The 17,963-nt window shown below is 40.4% G+C and carries 12 protein-coding genes and 1 tRNA gene; 10 read left to right on the forward strand and 3 right to left on the reverse strand.

Going from position 1 to position 17,963, the window contains the following annotated elements:
• The 8 genes from VIM94_RS04360 to bglX all read left to right on the forward strand — a co-directional run.
• On the forward strand, positions 1 to 1,612 hold a 1,612-nt coding region (locus VIM94_RS04360; protein ID WP_332038066.1), incomplete at its 5' end, for a SusC/RagA family TonB-linked outer membrane protein.
• A 10-nt stretch (positions 1,613 to 1,622) separates the two neighbouring features.
• Positions 1,623 to 3,188, forward strand: a complete 1,566-nt coding sequence (locus VIM94_RS04365) for a RagB/SusD family nutrient uptake outer membrane protein (protein WP_332038067.1) — start codon at positions 1,623 to 1,625, stop codon at positions 3,186 to 3,188.
• A 2-nt stretch (positions 3,189 to 3,190) separates the two neighbouring features.
• Entirely contained in the window at positions 3,191 to 4,921 is a 1,731-nt protein-coding gene (locus VIM94_RS04370) for a LamG-like jellyroll fold domain-containing protein (protein ID WP_332038068.1), read from the forward strand.
• A 174-nt stretch (positions 4,922 to 5,095) separates the two neighbouring features.
• Positions 5,096 to 6,421 carry a glucoamylase family protein gene (locus VIM94_RS04375; RefSeq protein ID WP_332038069.1) on the forward strand — a complete coding sequence of 442 codons (1,326 nt, stop codon included), beginning with the start codon at positions 5,096 to 5,098 and terminating at the stop codon, positions 6,419 to 6,421.
• Between the two features lie 23 nt (positions 6,422 to 6,444).
• Entirely contained in the window at positions 6,445 to 7,812 is a 1,368-nt protein-coding gene (locus VIM94_RS04380; protein WP_332038070.1) for a glucoamylase family protein, read from the forward strand.
• Between the two features lie 32 nt (positions 7,813 to 7,844).
• A complete protein-coding gene (locus VIM94_RS04385) occupies positions 7,845 to 8,642 on the forward strand; it encodes a dienelactone hydrolase family protein (RefSeq protein ID WP_332038071.1) in 798 nt (265 codons plus the stop codon).
• Positions 8,643 to 8,663: 21 nt separating this feature from the next.
• Positions 8,664 to 10,472 carry a family 43 glycosylhydrolase gene (locus VIM94_RS04390; RefSeq protein ID WP_332038072.1) on the forward strand — a complete coding sequence of 603 codons (1,809 nt, stop codon included), beginning with the start codon at positions 8,664 to 8,666 and terminating at the stop codon, positions 10,470 to 10,472.
• 37 nt (positions 10,473 to 10,509) lie between these two features.
• The gene (bglX, locus tag VIM94_RS04395; protein WP_332038073.1) at positions 10,510 to 12,780 is read left to right on the forward strand and encodes a beta-glucosidase BglX; all 2,271 of its coding nucleotides are present in this window, start codon (positions 10,510 to 10,512) and stop codon (positions 12,778 to 12,780) included.
• A 434-nt stretch (positions 12,781 to 13,214) separates the two neighbouring features.
• Here bglX and VIM94_RS04400 read toward each other — a convergent pair whose 3' ends face one another.
• Complete coding sequence (locus tag VIM94_RS04400; RefSeq protein WP_332038074.1) at positions 13,215 to 15,815, reverse strand: glycoside hydrolase family 2 TIM barrel-domain containing protein; 2,601 nt, start codon at positions 15,813 to 15,815, stop codon at positions 13,215 to 13,217.
• A 28-nt stretch (positions 15,816 to 15,843) separates the two neighbouring features.
• On the reverse strand, positions 15,844 to 16,743 hold the full coding sequence (locus VIM94_RS04405) for an alpha/beta hydrolase (RefSeq protein ID WP_332038075.1): 900 nt from the start codon (positions 16,741 to 16,743) through the stop codon (positions 15,844 to 15,846).
• A gap of 151 nt (positions 16,744 to 16,894) precedes the next feature.
• On the opposite strand from VIM94_RS04405, the gene VIM94_RS04410 reads away from it, so the two are divergent.
• Both VIM94_RS04410 and VIM94_RS04415 read left to right on the forward strand, forming a co-directional pair.
• The gene (locus VIM94_RS04410) at positions 16,895 to 17,326 is read left to right on the forward strand and encodes a GatB/YqeY domain-containing protein (RefSeq protein WP_414707149.1); all 432 of its coding nucleotides are present in this window, start codon (positions 16,895 to 16,897) and stop codon (positions 17,324 to 17,326) included.
• A 7-nt stretch (positions 17,327 to 17,333) separates the two neighbouring features.
• Positions 17,334 to 17,407, forward strand: a tRNA-Arg gene (locus VIM94_RS04415).
• A gap of 368 nt (positions 17,408 to 17,775) precedes the next feature.
• On the opposite strand, the gene VIM94_RS04420 is transcribed toward VIM94_RS04415, so the two are convergent.
• On the reverse strand, positions 17,776 to 17,940 hold the full coding sequence (locus VIM94_RS04420; RefSeq protein WP_332038077.1) for a DUF6266 family protein: 165 nt from the start codon (positions 17,938 to 17,940) through the stop codon (positions 17,776 to 17,778).
• Between the last annotated feature and the right edge of the window lie 23 nt (positions 17,941 to 17,963).

Genomic DNA, 17,963 nt, shown 5'->3' on the forward strand with positions numbered 1-17,963 from the left:
AAACAGGGAAGTGGACTTACCGTATACCTTAGGAAATAATTTTGAAAGAAGGTCCAGTATTAAAAGAGAAAATAATAACTTTTCCAATCAGTATTGGGATAATGTGCTTACCTATAATGACAACTTTGGAGATCACGACCTCACGGTAATGCTAGGTACCTCCTTTAGAGATGAAGCCAGTAATAAATTTGAAGCTACGGGATATGATATTGCTGGAATAGGGCTTGAAACCAGCTGGTACCTTGATTTTGCAGATCAGGATTCCTTTAGTAATAATGTAGAAGAAATAGGTACCAGGTTTTATGGGGTATCCTACTTTGGGAGAGTAGCTTATGACTATAAAGACAGGTATTTATTATATGCAACCCTCAGAGCCGATGGTTCCTCGAAATTCACATTAGATCCCTGGGGATATTTCCCCTCTGTAGGTCTTGGTTGGGTAGCTTCTGATGAAGATTTTCTTGCCGATAATGAGGTTTTTGATTTCCTGAAATTCAGGGCAAGTTGGGGTAAGTTAGGAAATGATAATGTAGCTGCCAGTGCAGGTTCAAATACCATTGAAGTGATTACCACTCCCATTGGTGACCAGCCGCGAACAGGGCTTACTTCTACGAGTGTATTCTCGAATAATACCTGGGAGGTGATCGAGGAAAAGAACTTTGGTTTAAACCTGCAAACTTTTGACAGCAGGTTATCCATAGATGCCGATTATTATATTCGAGATACTCAGGATGCCATTTTACCGGTTTATATTCCTATTGTAAACCGAAGTGTTGATCGAAACTCGGGAGTAATTCGAAACCAGGGTCTCGAATTAAGTGCTAACTGGAATCACCAGGTTAACGATGATTTTAGCTATAGAATCGGAGCCAACTTTACAACCTTAAAGAATGAAGCTATCGAAATAGAAGATGAAAGAGGATATATAGATTCCGGTTCGGCTGAATTCAGACAACGAACTGAGCTTGGAGGACCTTTGTTAGGCTTTTTTGGGTATGAAAGAATTGGCGTCTATCAAAATCAACAGCAAATTGAAGCCGATCCCATAGCTGTAGAGAATGGACTTGTACCCGGGGATTTAATTTACCGTGACCAAAATGGAGATGGAGTAATCGATGATGCCGATCGCGTGATCCTTGGATCCTTCCTGCCTGAATACACCTTTGGAGCTAGTTTTGGAGCAAACTATAAGGCCTTCGAGTTCTCTATGGATGTCTATGCGCAAACCGGTAATAAGATCCTAAACCGTAAAAGAGGGGAAATTATTTTCACCCAGGACACCAACATGGACGCAGATCTTGCCATTAACAGATGGCATGGAGAGGGAACCAGTAACTCTTATCCATCTTCAGCCGGACTAAGAAAGGCCTGGAATCAGAAATTAAGTGATTTCTGGGTTGAAGACGGAGACTTCTTCCGGATACAAAACATTCAGGTTGCATATAATATAGAAGCCGAAGGATTACCGCAAACTAGAATTTATTTTACTGCGGAAAAACCACTTTCAATTTTTGATTATAACGGATTTAATCCTGAAGTTCCTAACGGAGTAGACAGGCAAACCTATCCGGTTCCAGCTATATATACCCTGGGAGTTAATTTAAAATTCTAAAAAGATTAATATGAAAAGATATAATTCAACAAAAATATTACTTCTGTTCTTTTTAATGGGAGTAGGCCTTAGTTCCTGCCATGATAAACTGGATGTGCGGGAAGGTCAGTTAAATACTGGCGATCTTGACTATACCGATGCGAGTAACATGGTCCAGCCATTAATTGGGGCTTATTATGAGCTTGCTACCCGGGGATGGGAAGAACCTCTTCTAATGGGAGTTAGGGGGGATGATGTTAATGCAGGTGGTTTAGGCGACCAGCAACCCTTTGCCGATACCGATAGGTATATATATGATAAGGATTACTGGATGTATAATTCACTATGGAATGTGCATTATAATGATATTATCAATATGAATACGGCTATTTTACAACTTGAGAATTTCAGGGAATATGCCAATGAAGCTGACGCAGCCAGAGCTGACCAATATATAGCTGAAATCATGGTCATGAGAGCATGGCTTCATTTTAACCTGGCCAGGGTTTGGGAAGATATATTTATCATTACCTCCAACCAACCAGAAGAAGAATTGGAGCGCGGTGTTTCCTCTAAAGTCGAGGTTATGCAATTTATTTCTGACCAGATGGATATGGCTATTCAGGAGCTTCCCGACCTAAGACCGAATGAAAGAACCGATATTCAGGGTGGAGTCACCAGCTATACTGCTTATGCCATGAAGGCCCTGGCTCATCAGGAACTGGGAAATCATCAGGAAGTAGCAGATGCTGCAGGAGCAATAATCAGCTCCGGAAAATTCGAGCTTTATCCGGATTTTTATCAGCTTTTCAAAAAGCCTGGTGAATTGAGCAATGAAAGCTTATTGGAGTTGCAATACTCAGACTACGGAACTCCAGCTGGAGATGCCCTGTATCATTTATACGCCCCGTTTGGACCTCAAAACTGGACCCCTGCAAGGGAAAATGCCCAAAGTGGTTGGGGCTTTTATGAGCCTAGCCTTAAGTTTATTGAGTTTATGCTGGATCGTGATGAAGATGTTAGATTACAAACCAGTGTTTTATTTACCAACCGTGGAATCGCTGAACTGGAAGCAGATGGGTATACAGACCTTCCATCTTTTGTAAACAATGAAACCCCATCGGGAGATGTGATCAATGATTTTGAAAGAGCGATTTTTTCCAGCGGCAAACATTATTTGCCTTCTATCCAATTAACCGATGGTAGAAATGATTATAGCGCCGGAAAGAATATGATTGTTATTCGTTATGCTGAAATTCTCCTTATGTATGCTGAAGCAGTAACCCTGGGGGCTAATCCAACCAGTATTTCAGCCGATGAAGCAGTGAATTTAGTAAGAGATCGTGCCGGTTTGAATGATTTAAACGGAGTAACTCACGAGCAGGTACTGGATGAGAAATTCGCTGAACTCGCTATGGAATGGGGTATTAGATATTTCGATATGATTCGCCACGATAAGTATGGGGAATTAAGTTATGACGGAAGAAACTTCTCGGCCGATAAAGAATACTTGCCTTATCCACAGGCGCAGATAGATGCATTGCCTCTTGGAGCTAATGCCATGATGAATTCAATACTAAACCAGCAAAACAGATAGGTATGAAAAATTATATAAAATCTTCTATTGGACTTTTGTTCCTCGTTATTGGTTTTGCTTCCTGTGATTATGATAATATAGATCCACTTACACAGGTAGATCCGGGACCTGATGCGGGGGCACCAGAAATTAATATTCAGTATCCCAATGAAGGAACAACTATTAAGGTTCCTGAACCGGTAGCTGCTATTGATATCCGTTTCGAAGTAAAAGACGATATTGAAGTAGATAATATTGAAGTGCTGGTAAATGGAAATCAGATCGCAACATATAATGATTTTCTTGATTACCGGATTGTAAAAGAGGAAGTTCCTTTTGATCAGGTAACCAATGGAGAGCATACCCTCACCATAAAAGCCACTGATATCGCTGGTAATACTACCAGCAAAACTGTGAACTTTAGTAAAGAACCGCCTTATACTCCCAGATATGCCGGAGAATTCTTCTATATGCCTTTTGATGCAGATTTTACTGAGCTGGTAAATATATACATGGGGGAAGAAACCGGAAATCCCGGGATTACCTCTAATTCTTATTTAGGTACAGGTGCCTATCTAGGAGTTGCAGATTCCTATGTTGATGTTGAATTGAATGAAGAAGATCTGGGTAGTGAACTCAGTGGTGCTTTCTGGTATAAGGTTAGTGCTGAATCAGACCGTGCAGGAATTCTTGTAGCCGGCGCTGAGGGGGCTGGTGCCAGCGAAAACCGTCAGCAAGGTTTCAGATTGTTTAGAGAAGGATCGGCCGAAGAGCAAAGGCTTAAACTGAACGTGGGAACCGGATCGGGAGAAAGCTGGAACGATGGTGGAGTGATTGATGTCACCGAAGGAGAATGGGTGCATATTGCCTTTAGCATTACGGAATCAGAAACAGTACTTTATTTCAATGGAATGCCAGTAAATACCGGTGTGATGACTGGTGCGGTAGATTGGACCGGAGTTGAGCAATTAACAATTGGCGCAGGTGGAGAAACCTTTAGTTACTGGGATCATAGATCGGATATAAATAGTGTTATTGATGAATTAAGGCTATTTAACCGTGAGTTAACCCAGGCTGAAATCCAGGATTTGATCAATGCTTCTTCTATTACTCTCGATATGCCATTTGATGGAAATTACAATGATTTGGTAGCAAATCGTGAGGTAACCGAAGTTGGTTCTCCAGGCTTTGCCGGGGAGAGTGTTTCAGGAAGTAATGCCTATGCCGGTGCAGAAGGAGCTTACTTAATGATGCCCTCAGATGGGTTATTGAGCGACGAATTCAGTACGACTTTCTGGTATAAAGTAAACGCCAGCCCAGATCGTGCAGGAATTATCACCATTGGTCCTGAAGATGAAGACAATCCGGACGCTCAAAATAATCGTACCAGCGGGTTCAGATTATTCAGAGAAGGAGATTCCGAGGAACAGCGAATTAAAGCCAATGTTGGAAATGGTTCTGCAGACAGCTGGAACGATGGTGGTATAATCACCGTTGCAGATGGAGATTGGGTACATGTAGCTTTTGTGATTACCGATTCAGAAAGCCAGATTTACCTGGACGGGGAATTGGTGAACACCGGAGCAGTATCTGGTGGGGTAGACTGGACAGGAACCGATATAGTTTCAATCATGTCGGGTGCGCCAAGGTTTACCGAATGGAACCACCTTTCAGACCAGAGTTATATGGATGAGCTGCGTTTTTACAACAAAGCGCTTACTCAGGAAGAGATTCAGGCCGCAATGGGCCAGTAAATAAAAATTTCCGGCACCCTTATCCGGTGCCGGGTTTTTTCTAATGGTTTTTTTGAGGATAATTCTGTCAGAAAGACCTAATCTTAAATTTAAATAACCCTTTTATTAGCTTTTTAACCTGAAATTTTTTGGGTAATTCAATAATACTTAAAAAATCAAATTATGCTGCGGACTATGTATGTATTAGGATTGTTTTTGATTTTTACGGCTTGTTCTAACGACTCTGGCCCAGGATTTCAGGAACCATATAATCCAGATGCAGGAAAGGATGAAGACAAGGAAGAAAGTCTTAGCGATAAGGAACTACTGGAAAAAGTACAGAAAACTACTTTTAAATATTTTTGGGATTTTGCCGGCATAAATTCCGGATTAGCGCGTGAACGCTCCCAGGAAGAAGCTTATGGAGGTGAAGCAAGAAATATTGTTACCATTGGAGGCTCCGGTTTTGGCCTGGCGGCCTTTCCTGTCGCTGTAGAACGAGGATGGATAAGCAGAGAAGAAGCAGTTGAAAGGCTTGAAAAAATTCTTGACTTTTTGGAAGAAGTTCCTACCTATCACGGCGCTTTTTCCCATTGGTATTTAGACGATGCTGCCCAAACACGTCCCTTTGGAGATATGGATGATGGTGGTGACCTTGTAGAAACTGCTTTCCTTATGCAGGGTTTGCTTATAAACCGACAGTATTTTTCCGAAGAAACAAGTATTTCAGAACGAATTACCGCACTGTGGGAAGCTGTAGAGTGGGATTGGTACACCCAGGGAGAAAATGTGCTTTACTGGCACTGGTCCCCAACTTATAATTTTCAGAAAGATCTTATGATACGGGGATGGAATGAATCTCTTATTGTCTATGTGCTTGCTTCGGCTTCACCAACTTATTCTATTGAGCCTGAAGTCTATCATCAGGGTTGGGCATCTAATGGAAATATGGTAAATAATAGGCAGTATTATGGTGTAACCCTCCCATTAGGTCCTGCGTACGGTGGACCACTCTTTTTTGCACATTATTCGTTTATGGGGCTGAATCCCAGAAATCTTAGCGATCAGTATGCAAATTACTGGGATCAAAACACCGCACATAGTCTTATTCATTATAATTATGCCATAGATAACCCTAAGAATTATGAGGGCTATGGCGAGAACAGCTGGGGTTTAACGGCCAGTGATAATTATGAAGGCTACTCAGCACATAGTCCTGCGAACGATTTGGGGGTAATTACGCCTACTGCGGCCATATCCTCTTTCCCTTATACTCCTGAAGAATCTATGAAGGCACTGCGCTATTTCTATGAGGAAAAAGGAGATGAGCTCTGGGGACCCTATGGTTTTTATGATGCTTTTTCTGAAGAAGAGAACTGGGTTGCCGATGGTTATTTAGCTATAGACCAGGGGCCAATAATTTCAATGATAGAAAATTACAGAACTGGTTTGCTTTGGGATCTTTTTATGCAAGATGAAGAAGTTCAAGCCGGCTTAATTAAACTAGGGTTTAATTATTAATACCGAAAATTTAGAATTATACAATGATAACTAATTATAAATCAATCTTAAGTTTTATCATATTCAGTATGTTGTTTGTTAGTTGCAAAAACAAATCTGATAAGGACAGAATAGAAAAAACTGAAACTGAAACACTTTCCGAAGAAGCCTTGCTGGACACGGTTCAGAAGCAAAGCCTTAAATATTTTTGGGATTATGCCGAACCAAATTCAGGAATGGCTCGCGAGCGCTGGCACCCCGACGGCGAATATCCAAAAAACGATGCCCACGTGGTGACCACCGGCGGCTCAGGTTTTGGACTTATGGCTATCGTATCTGGAATGGATCGGGAATGGATTCAGCGTGATTCGGCAGTAGCTCGTCTGGATAAAATCGCTGATTTTTTAGATAATGCTCCAAGATTTCACGGGGTTTGGCCACATTGGCTAAATGGAGAAACCGGTGAAGTTCAGGCTTTTAGTGATAAAGATAATGGAGGCGACCTTGTGGAAACTTCATTTTTAGCCCAGGGCTTTATTGTAGTTCGGGAATATTTAAAAAATGGAAATGAAGAAGAAAAAGCGGTTGCTGCAAAATACGATGAGCTTTGGAAAGGAATTGACTGGGAATGGTACACGAATAATAAAGACGGACTTTACTGGCACTGGTCACCAGATTATCAGTGGGAAATGGACTTTATGATCGAAGGTTATAACGAATGTTTGATCACCTATGTTATGGCCGCTTCGTCCCCCAATCACGCAATAGAGTCCGAGGTCTATCACGAAGGCTGGGCCCGCGGAGGTGATATTGTAACCGATAAAGAAGCCTATGGAATGCCTTTAATCCTTAAACACAATACCCGTGGTGATAAGGCTGGTCCGCTTTTTTGGGCACATTACTCCTACTTAGGCTTGAACCCAAAAGGACTTGAAGATAAATATGCAAATTACTGGGATTTGAATGTAAATCATACCAAAATCAATTATGAATACTCCCGGGAAAATCCTAAAGATTTTGAAACCTATACCGAAAATTCCTGGGGTCTAACCGCAAGTTATACGCGTAAGGATGACGATGGAATTGGATATGCCGCCCATTCCCCAGATGATGACAAGGGAGTGGTTTCTCCTACTGCAGCAATTAGCTCTATACCGTATACTCCTGAACTTTCTTTGGGGGCGATGAGGTATTTTTTTGAAGATCAAAACGAATTGCTATGGGGCCCGGCCGGTTTTTACGACGCTTTTAGCCTTGAAGGTGAAGATTGGGCAGCTAAAAAATATTTGGCAATAGATCAGGGGCCAACGGTGGTAATGATAGAAAATTATCGCTCCGGACTTATCTGGGACCTATTTATGGGAGCTCCGGAAGTACAGCAAGGATTGGATAAACTGGGTTTTTCTTATTAATAACAAACCTGTAAGGTTTTATAAAATAAAAAATGAAAAAAAGATTTTTATACATTTTAGCGATATTTATATTAATCCTGATGTTAATACCTTTTACGGTTAATGCACAAAAGCGGGAAGCCTTTAAAAAAGAACATTTTATAAAGAATGCCGATACCTTAAATTATCGCATTTTATTTCCGAAGGATTTTTCAGAAAAGAAAGAATATCCCGTGGTTTTATTTCTACATGGTGCAGGAGAAAGAGGTGCCGATAATCAATCTCAATTAACTCACGGAAGCGAACTATTTCTGAATAATCAGGAGAAGTTTCCGGCCATAGTTATATTTCCACAGGCGCCAAAAGACGATTATTGGGCGAAGGTTGAGGTGAACCGTGATACCGTTCCTTTTCAATTTGATTTTATGAATGACAAACCGGCTACCAAATCCTTACAACTAGTGATGGATTTAATGGAAGAAATGACCTCTAAAGATTACGTAAACAGAGACCAAATTTACGTGGGCGGACTTTCCATGGGAGGAATGGGAACCTTCGAACTCATTTATAAAAAGCCTCAAATGTTCGCTGCAGCATTTGCAATATGTGGCGGTGCCAATCCCGAAATAGCTAGAGAATATCGGCAAGGTTTTAATATTTGGCTTTTCCACGGAAAAAAAGATGATGTAGTACTTCCAGAATACTCTGAAGCAATGGCTCGCGCTATCAACCATTATGGAGGAAATGCCAAGCTTTCTTTATATCCGGATGATAATCATAACAGCTGGGATTCGGCTTTTGCTGAACCTAATTTATTACCCTGGTTATTCTCTCATAAAAAGGAAGAATAAGGAATGATTAAAATAAAAGAAATGAAAAATTTCAAAAAAATAATTGCCATAACAGCCTTGCTCCTGAGTGCATTCTTAAATGCGCAGGAGGAGATAGTTCCCGAAACCTATATCAATCCGCTGGATATAGACTATACCTATATGGTTTATAACTCCAGCAATAATATTTCCTACCGTTCGGGTGCAGATCCGGCGGTTATTGAATTTCGTGGCGAATACTACATGTTTGTTACACGCTCTTTTGGTTATTGGCACTCCACGGATTTGATTAATTGGGAATTTATAAAACCTAAGCAATGGTATTTCGAAGGTTCCAATGCTCCTACGGCTTTTAATTATAAAGATTCATTGGTATACTTTGCAGGAGATCCGGCAGGTTATGGAAGCATTCTTTACTCCGATGATCCAAAAAGTGGGGAGTGGACACCAACCGCATCTATTTCCACAAACATTCAGGATTCAGAATTGTTTATCGATGAGGATGGGAAAACCTATTTGTATTGGGGCTCATCAAATGTGCATCCTCTTAAGGTTAAAATGCTGGATAAAGACGATCGATTTCTTGAAACCGGAGTGGAAAAAGAACTTATTAACCTCGTTGAAGAAGAACACGGCTGGGAGCGTTTTGGAGAAAACAATTTTCATCCAACCTTAAAAGAAGGTTATATGGAAGGTGCCTCTATGACCAAACACAACGGTAAATATTATCTACAGTATGCGGCACCCGGGACCCAGTTTAATGTCTATGCCGATGCTGCCTACGTAGGCGATAGTCCGCTGGGGCCCTTTGAGTATATGAAAAATAACCCTATGAGTTTCAAGCCGGGCGGTTTTGCTAATGGTGCGGGACACGGAGTGACTATGAAACAAACCAACGGACAATACTGGCATTTTGCTACTATGGCCCTGGCCTCCAATTCTCATTGGGAACGAAGGCTATCTATGTTTCCCACTTATTTTGATGATGAAGGTTTAATGTATACCAATACCAGCTACGGGGATTACCCGTTATTTGGTCCGGAGCATCCAACAAAAGCCGGACAACATAGCGGCTGGATGTTGCTTTCTTATAAAGGAAAAGCTACCGTTTCATCTTCAAAGAAACAGGTAAGAAAAAGTACTTCTACCGATGGAGATTTCGATATCACCAAAATGCCTTTGGAAAAAAACAGTGAAGGAGAGATTATTTCGAAATTATTAACCGATGAAAGTCCGAAATCTTTCTGGGTTGCTGAAGCTAATGATGATACACAATGGGTGGAGATCGAAATGCTTGCACCCGGAAATATCTATGCGTTTCAGTTGAATTTTCATGACGAAGAAGCAAGCATTTATACCCGCACCGAAGGCTTGCATCACAGGTTTACCCTGGAAGTTTCAGTGAATGGAACAGATTGGGAACCTGTGGTAGACCGAAGTAATAGTTTTGAAGATGCCCCTAATGCTTACCTCACCCTGAACCAACCGAAAAAGGCAAAATATGTGAGGTATAAGAATGTTCAGGTGCCCGGAAATAACCTGGCATTATCTGAGATACGGGTATTTGGTAAAGGTTTCGGCAAAAAGCCGGCTAAGGTAAAAAACTTTGAAATTTCCAGACAGGAAGACCGCAGAGATGCATCTTTCAGTTGGAATCCTGTGAAAGGAGCCCAGGGTTATAATATTCGCTGGGGTATTGCTCCGGATAAATTATATCACTCCTGGTTAATTTATGACGAAAATGAACATTTTATGCGCAACCTGGATCGTAATACAAAGTATTACTTCTGTATTGAAGCCTTTAATGAAAATGGAATTTCAGAGAGAACTGAGGTTCAGGAAGTGAAATAAAGAAAAGCTAATTATCAATTATTAAAGCATAACTAATATGAAAAAAATTAATCTGTCAGTCGTTATCCTGTTTTTTATAGGACTCTCCTCACTACAAGCACAGGAGAAGATCCCACAGGTGGAGGAATTACTTACGAAAATGACCCTCGAAGAAAAGATCGGTCAGCTAAACTTACTAACCCCCGGTGGGGGAGTAGCCACGGGATCAGTGGTGAGTGAAGGTGTAGAAGCCAAAATAAGGGAAGGTAATGTTGGAGGCGTTTTTGGTGTTTCCAGTCCTAAAAAAGTTAGACAGGCACAAAAGCTTGCCGTAGAGAACTCCCGTTTAGGTATTCCATTGCTTATAGGATCTGATGTTATTCACGGTTATAAAACAACTTTTCCTATCCCACTAGGTCTTTCGTCCAGCTGGGATATGGAATTGATTAAGAAAACCGCCGAGGTAGCCGCTAAAGAAGCTACCGCCGATGGGATTAACTGGAATTTTTCTCCTATGGTTGATATTGCCCGCGACCCTCGCTGGGGTCGCGTAGCCGAAGGAGCTGGGGAAGACCCTTATCTGGGATCGCAGGTTGCCAAGGCTATGGTTGAAGGCTATCAGGGAGACGATCTTACCCAAACCAACACAATGTTGTCTACAGTAAAACATATGGCATTATATGGTGCTGCTGAAGGCGGTCGTGACTACAATAGCGTAGATATGAGTAAAATAAGAATGTATAATGAATATCTGCCTCCCTACAAAGCTGCCGTAGATGCTGGAGTTTCCAGTGTGATGAGCTCCTTTAACGATATTCACGGGGTGCCGGCTTCCGGAAATAAATGGTTACTTACCGATCTGCTTCGGGAAGAGTGGGGCTTTGAAGGCTTTGTGGTTTCTGATTACACCTCGGTAAATGAAATGATCGCCCACGGAATGGGAGACCTGCAGGCAGTTTCAGCATTGGCAATAAACGCCGGGCTCGATATGGATATGGTGGGTGAGGGATTTTTAACCACCTTAAAGAAATCGGTTGAAGAAGGAAAAGTTTCCGAAGAAACAATAACGACGGCGGCAAGACGAATCCTGGAAGCTAAGCACAAGTTAGGCCTTTTGGATGATCCTTATCGTTATTCCGATGAGAGCAGGCCTGAAAAGGATATACTTTCGGATGAAAACCGCGCTCTCGCAAGAAAGGCTGCTACCAGAGCAGCAGTCTTGTTGAAAAAAGATGCTGAAGTACTTCCGCTTAAAAAAGATGCTAATATTGCCTTAATTGGCCCTTTAGCCAATGATCAGTATAATATGCTGGGAACCTGGGCGCCAACCGGAGATTTTAAACTTTCGGTACCGGTTTTGGAAGGGATTAAAAATGTAATGCCAAAGGTTAATGTTTCTTACGCTAAAGGAGCTAACATAAGTGATGATGCTCAGTTTATTGAAAACGTGAACGCTTTGGGTCCAAAGATTATTGTTTCTGAAGAATCTCCTGAAGAGTTGCTGGATGAAGCTCTGGAAGTTGCCAATGCTGCCGATGTGGTTGTGGCAGTGGTAGGTGAAGCCAGTGAAATGAGTGGTGAGTCTTCCAACAGAACCGATATAAGAATTCCTGAAAGCCAGAAGAAGCTAATTCGTCAACTTGCTGCAACCGGGAAACCTGTAGTGTTGGTGCTTATGAGTGGTCGACCACTGGATATTTCAGAAGAGATGCAATTACCGGTAGATATTCTGCAGGTTTGGCATCCTGGAGTAGAAGCAGGGAATGCTATTGCCGATTTGCTTTTTGGAAACTATAACCCTTCAGGAAAACTTACTATGAGCTGGCCACATAATGTGGGACAGATACCGGTTTATTACAGTAGGAAAATCACTGGAAGACCGGGACCTTCGGATACTGAATTTCAAAAGTTTAAGTCAAATTATTTGGATGCGCCAAATTCAGCACTCCTGCCATTTGGATACGGACTTAGCTATACTGATTTCGAATATGCTCAAACCAGTATTGATAAAAAGGAAATCTCTGGAGATGAAAGTCTGACTATCTCTGTGAAAGTTGCCAATAATGGTGATTTTGACGGGGAAGAAGTAGTGCAGCTCTATACTCATGATAAGGTGAGAAGCATTACTCCTCCCGGTAAGGAGTTGAAGATGTTTAAAAAAATCTACCTTAAGAAAGGTGAAAGCAAAACCGTAGAATTTGAAATTAGTCGGGAAAACCTGAAATTTTATAATGCTGATCTGGAGTATGTAGTAGAACCTGGTGAATTTGAGTTTTTCGTTGGAGGAACTTCAAATCTTGAACCTGCAGGAACATTTACAGTGAAATAAAACATCAAAATTTAAAAAATGCCCTCAGCCTGGTTTTTGTTGACGGCCCTACCCGTCTTTTCGCAGGAAAACTTACTGTAAGCCTTTGATGATTAAAACTACGGTTTAAGAGCTTTAAATATTGATCGGGCATATTATTTCAAGTAGAAACTTTTAATGAAAATGACATTTCTAACAAAAGCGGAATCATTAGAAAAAGGTAAATCAGATGGAATTTGAATTTGTTAATGCTGGAACTTTTAAACTAGTGGAATAGGTTTTTTATTAATGTCATATTTGGAGGCACCCTACGGTCTCCAGGTTATAATCCCGCTATTGGCGGGATTTTCCTGTTTTTAGGATAGGGCTTTGTTTATATCGGAGGAGCTAAATGATATTTTGGATCGAAGATGAACATCCTTAAATAAAAACTAACCGTAATGAAATCATTTCTGCTACAATTTTTCTATTTTGATTCCTGATAATAATGCTTTTCCCGAATTTTCCCCAAATTCTACTGATATCTTATTTTCTGTTTTGACTTCATATGAAATTTCCACGGCTTGGATTCTTCCATAATCCCTGGCAAGGTTGAGGTCTTTAGAAAGTGTTTCTCCATTAATCTTTACATCAAAACTTCTTAATCCAGTAGTTTTTTTCTTTTTTGCCTCACTGAGGTTATAAATATTTTCTTCAGAAGCATTAAAATCAGGTTCGGCAAAAAGCAATGTAATACGGTATTTTCCCTTCTCTACGTCAAAATTATAAGCCTTAATACCTTCACGCATTGTTTGATATAGCGGATCGTTCTCTGTACCCTGAATATCTGAAGCAGTTCCCTGGAATTTGCTGCTGCTTTTCTGGTAAACGCTTCCACCCATAAACCCAAAACTTCCTTCTTTATATTTCTGGTCACTAATCCAGATTTCGCCGGTAATTTCATCGGTAAAATTTACGTGAGTGCCTACATTTACCAGTAGCCCATTATCATCAATTTCAGGGACAAGATTTTTTCTGAATTTCACCTGAATTTCACGGGTATGAGAAACCCACCCATCTGTAGCGACCAATTGATGATTTCCTTCCGGAAGCGAAAGCTTAAAAATAGCAATCCCGTCTTCAACTCCCGATGTAAATTCAGTATCATTTACATTCAGGATTACCTCGTTTGCATTAGAAAATACGGTTATTATCAAATTATCATTTTCATCCTTTGGATATCGTTTTTGGTGATTTTTTCCGGCGATATAAATAAAAGGTTCTTCAAGCAATCTCGCCTGGTAATAATGGTATATATCTTTTTTGGTGCGATCTATATTCACCAGGCCTTTTTGGTTGATATACGGCCTTGAATCCTGCCTGAAAGACGAGCCGAAATCAGCAAAATTCCAGGCGGTCATTCCAAAAACAAAATTTCGTTTCTGCACCTGGTTGAGGTAGCTCTTATGCAGTTTTAACTGGTATGCCTCAGAATAATCCCAGGCTTTTGGATCGTCGGTTTGAATTCTTGAGTCGGCACCGGGACCGTACTCCGAAATAAACAATGGGCGATCCGGATAGCGCCGGTATTGTTCATCCAAAAATGCTCCAAAATTTTCCAGCCCAGGGGAATACCAACCAAAATAAAGATTCCAGCCAATGACATCAGGAATATCGGCAATGCCGGATTCGTTGTACAATTCATTTTCGTGCAAAGCCATAACACTTAACCTCGCGGGATCCAGTTTTTTGGTTTCTTGTTCCAGTTTTTTTGCTAATTCTACTGAGGTTTGGATCTTAGCTTCTTTTTCTTCATCGGTCATTTTATTATTAAAAACCAGCCTGATAAAAATTTCATTCATTAAGCCCCACATTACAATAGATGGATGGTTATAGAACTGCAGAATCTGCTCGCGCTGCATTTTAAGGGAAACCTCGTGGTAGGCATCGGTATCAGTTACATCGTTAATAACAGGCACTTCTGTCCATACCAATAAACCAAGTTCGTCACAAATTTTGTAAACTTCGGGATCTTGGGGATAATGAGCGGTGCGAATCACGTTGGCACCCATTTCTTTGATGGCCTTATAATCTGATCTATGAAGTTTGTTGGGTAAAGCATTGCCTAAATTTTCAAAATCCTGGTGCCGGTTGACACCAATTAATTTTATGGGTTCTCCATTAAGAACAAAACCCTTTTCGGTGCTCACTTCAAACCAACGTAAGCCGAATCTTGAATCTATCTCGTCTAAAACTTTTTTAGAGCTTTCTTCGGAAATTTTTGCTATCGCTTCATATAAATTGGGGAAATTGGGAGACCATAGTTCTGGCTTATTGATCTTACTGCTAAAGTCTACCGTTTTAGTTTCTCCCTTAGAAAGCTTGATTTTTTTGATTAAAGTTTCAATTTTTTGCTTTCCAGGATTGAAAATATCAACACTCACCTGGAGGTTTTTTGTTGCATTAGAATGATTTACAATTTTAGTTTTAAAAGATACCAGGGCCTTGTCTGCCGACACTTCAGGAGTTTTAATAAGCATATTCCCGGTAGCTTCATTTTCGAGTTCAAAATGAATTTCATCAGTAATTATGAGTTGAAGATCACGGTATATCCCACCATAGAAATTGAAATCGGCGTCCAAGGGAGGAATATCGGTATGATGGGTATTATCTACTTGAATTCTAATCTCATTTTCCTTTGAGAGCTTTAAGGCCTCAGAAATATCAAAAACAAATCCGGTGTATCCGCCGCGATGTTCCCCAATCTTATCATCATTCACAAAAACACTAGTGATTTGATTACTACCTTCAAATTTTAAAAAGATTCTTTTTTGTTTCCATCCCTGAGGTGCAAAAATTGTTTTTTTATAGGTTCCTTTTCCGCGGAAATATTCTTTCCCATCGCGAAAAGCATCTTCGGCATTCCAGGTATGCGGAATACTAATGATTTGAGTTTTATTATTTTTTTCCGAAGAAAATTCCCAGGCAGAATTTATACTTTGAATATTACGCTGTGCCGTTAGGTTAAAGTTCCAAATAGATGCTATGGCAAATAGGTATAGGTAGTAGAATTTCATAGGAATAAATTTTTGAGGCTAACAAATCTTATTTCCAAATCTCAATTTGCTGTTTCTCATTATTTAGAAACACCGAATTAAAGAATTTGAAAACTTCGGGGAAATACTTGAAAGGCATGCCTGAATGTTCGTGTTTCCCACCTTCAAAACTATAAAGCATATAAGAGGTATTTAATTTTGCCAGTTTTTCAGTGATTGTTTTTGAACCGTCTAACATTATGTAACCCGGCTGATTTGCATCACACCAATGGTGCGGTGCGGTTCCATAAGGCACGAGGTTGTCTTCTGTTCCATGAAAAAATACTCCGGGGATTGCATTTTCTTCAACAATATACCTGGCGTCAACCACGGCCCCGGCAAGGGAGAAAACACCTGAAAAATCTATTTTTTTGTATTTAGTAGCATCTGGAAACATTAGCCTGTCGTTATAGACCGCGTTAAGAACAGCTTCAGCTCCGGCACTGCTTCCGCCTACAATTATTTTTGAAGGATCTATGCGGAATTTCTCTTTATTTTGAACCATGAAACTAACGGCATCCATGAAGTCTTCAGCAGCCAGTTTAAAGGTTTTTATCTTTCCGGAAGCTTCATAATCGCAACCAAAGGACTGCCCTTTTCTGGTTAACCTATACGAGATCTGTACAGCTACATAACCTTTTTTCGCTGCGGTTTCGGCGAATTTTACTTCAGCCTGATTGGTTCGGGTGCCGCCTGCAAATCCACCGCCATGCATGAAGATAATAAGTGGTCTTTGATGCAAAGTGTCATTTCCAGGCTGGTAAATGTCTAATTTTAATTCTTCTCCGTTTTTTGTAGCGTAAATATTGGTTTCAGTCTTTTTTAGATCAAAAGAATTATCGATAAATCGCTGTTGCGCTGAAATTGAAAAACTTAGCAAAAACAAGCTGAATAAAATGAAATTTTTCATAGGAAAGATATTTTATACAGCCTCAATATACTTAATTTTGCAGGGAGAATAAGTGGGGAATTAATTTTAATATTTTATCTTCGCTGCTGAAATTAGATTTCTGCCTGCGCAGAAATGACACTTAAAAGCTATGAGTTTACAGGATAAGGTAATGGCAGAGATGAAAACTGCTATGAAAGCAAAAGACAGCGAAAAGCTGGAGGCTTTACGATCGGTTAAAAGTGCGATTTTACTGGCCAATACTGAAAGCTCTTCAAAAGATGGTTTGACTGAAGATGAGGAACTGAAACTTTTGCAAAAACTTGTAAAACAGCGCAAAGAGAGTGCTGCAATTTACAGGGAACAAAATAGGGCAGATTTAGCCGAGCCTGAGGAAAAACAGGCGGCTGTAATCGAGTCTTTTTTACCTGAGCAATTAAGCGAGGCTGAAATTGAAGCCAAAGTAGACGAGATTATTACGAAAACCGGTGCCAGCGGAATGCAGGATATGGGGAAAGTAATGGGGATGGCGAGCAATGAATTAGCCGGTAAGGCCGATGGTAGAACGATCTCAACAATTGTAAAAAGTAAATTGAGTAAATAAATAAAATGGCCCCGTGGCGCAACTGAATAGCGCATCAGATTTCGGCTCTGAGGGTTGCAGGTTTGAATCCTGCCGGGGTCACTAAAGCAGAAAGTCTACACGAGAGTGTAGACTTTTTTATTTCCCAGAAAAAGCTGAGTTTGCTCAAAGCTTTTATGGGAAATAAAAAAAAACACTGACCGTAGGGCAGGACAACTTTCTATTTTCACGCGAGAGCCGTAAGGAAAAACAAAGTTAATCCTGCCGGGGTCACACTGGATAGCTTCCAAAACGCTGGAACCCCTTGAGAAATCAAGGGGTTTTGTTTTTTAAGAAAAATAAAAAATGAGTTTTAGCCGATATTTAGCCGACGAAGAGAAAATTTACTTCATTTATTATCAACTTAATTCACTAAAAAACCGCCTTTCCATTTCTGAAAAGACGGTTCTCATACCCACAAAATTACCAATCTAACTGGCGGTTCCTGAACCGAGGTAGACATTGTTGGAAACTTTGCTTCCATCTTCGGAAACGAAAGCCATGAACATTTCTAAAGTGTCACCGGCATTTAAATTTGGGGAAAATCGTGATAATACATAAGCCCTTTTTAAAGACTTGCAGTTTTTTAAAAACAAGAATTTAAATTTATATCTTACCG

The sequence above is a fragment of the Salegentibacter sp. genome (genome assembly GCF_036568425.1).
Lineage (GTDB): Bacteria > Bacteroidota > Bacteroidia > Flavobacteriales > Flavobacteriaceae > Salegentibacter.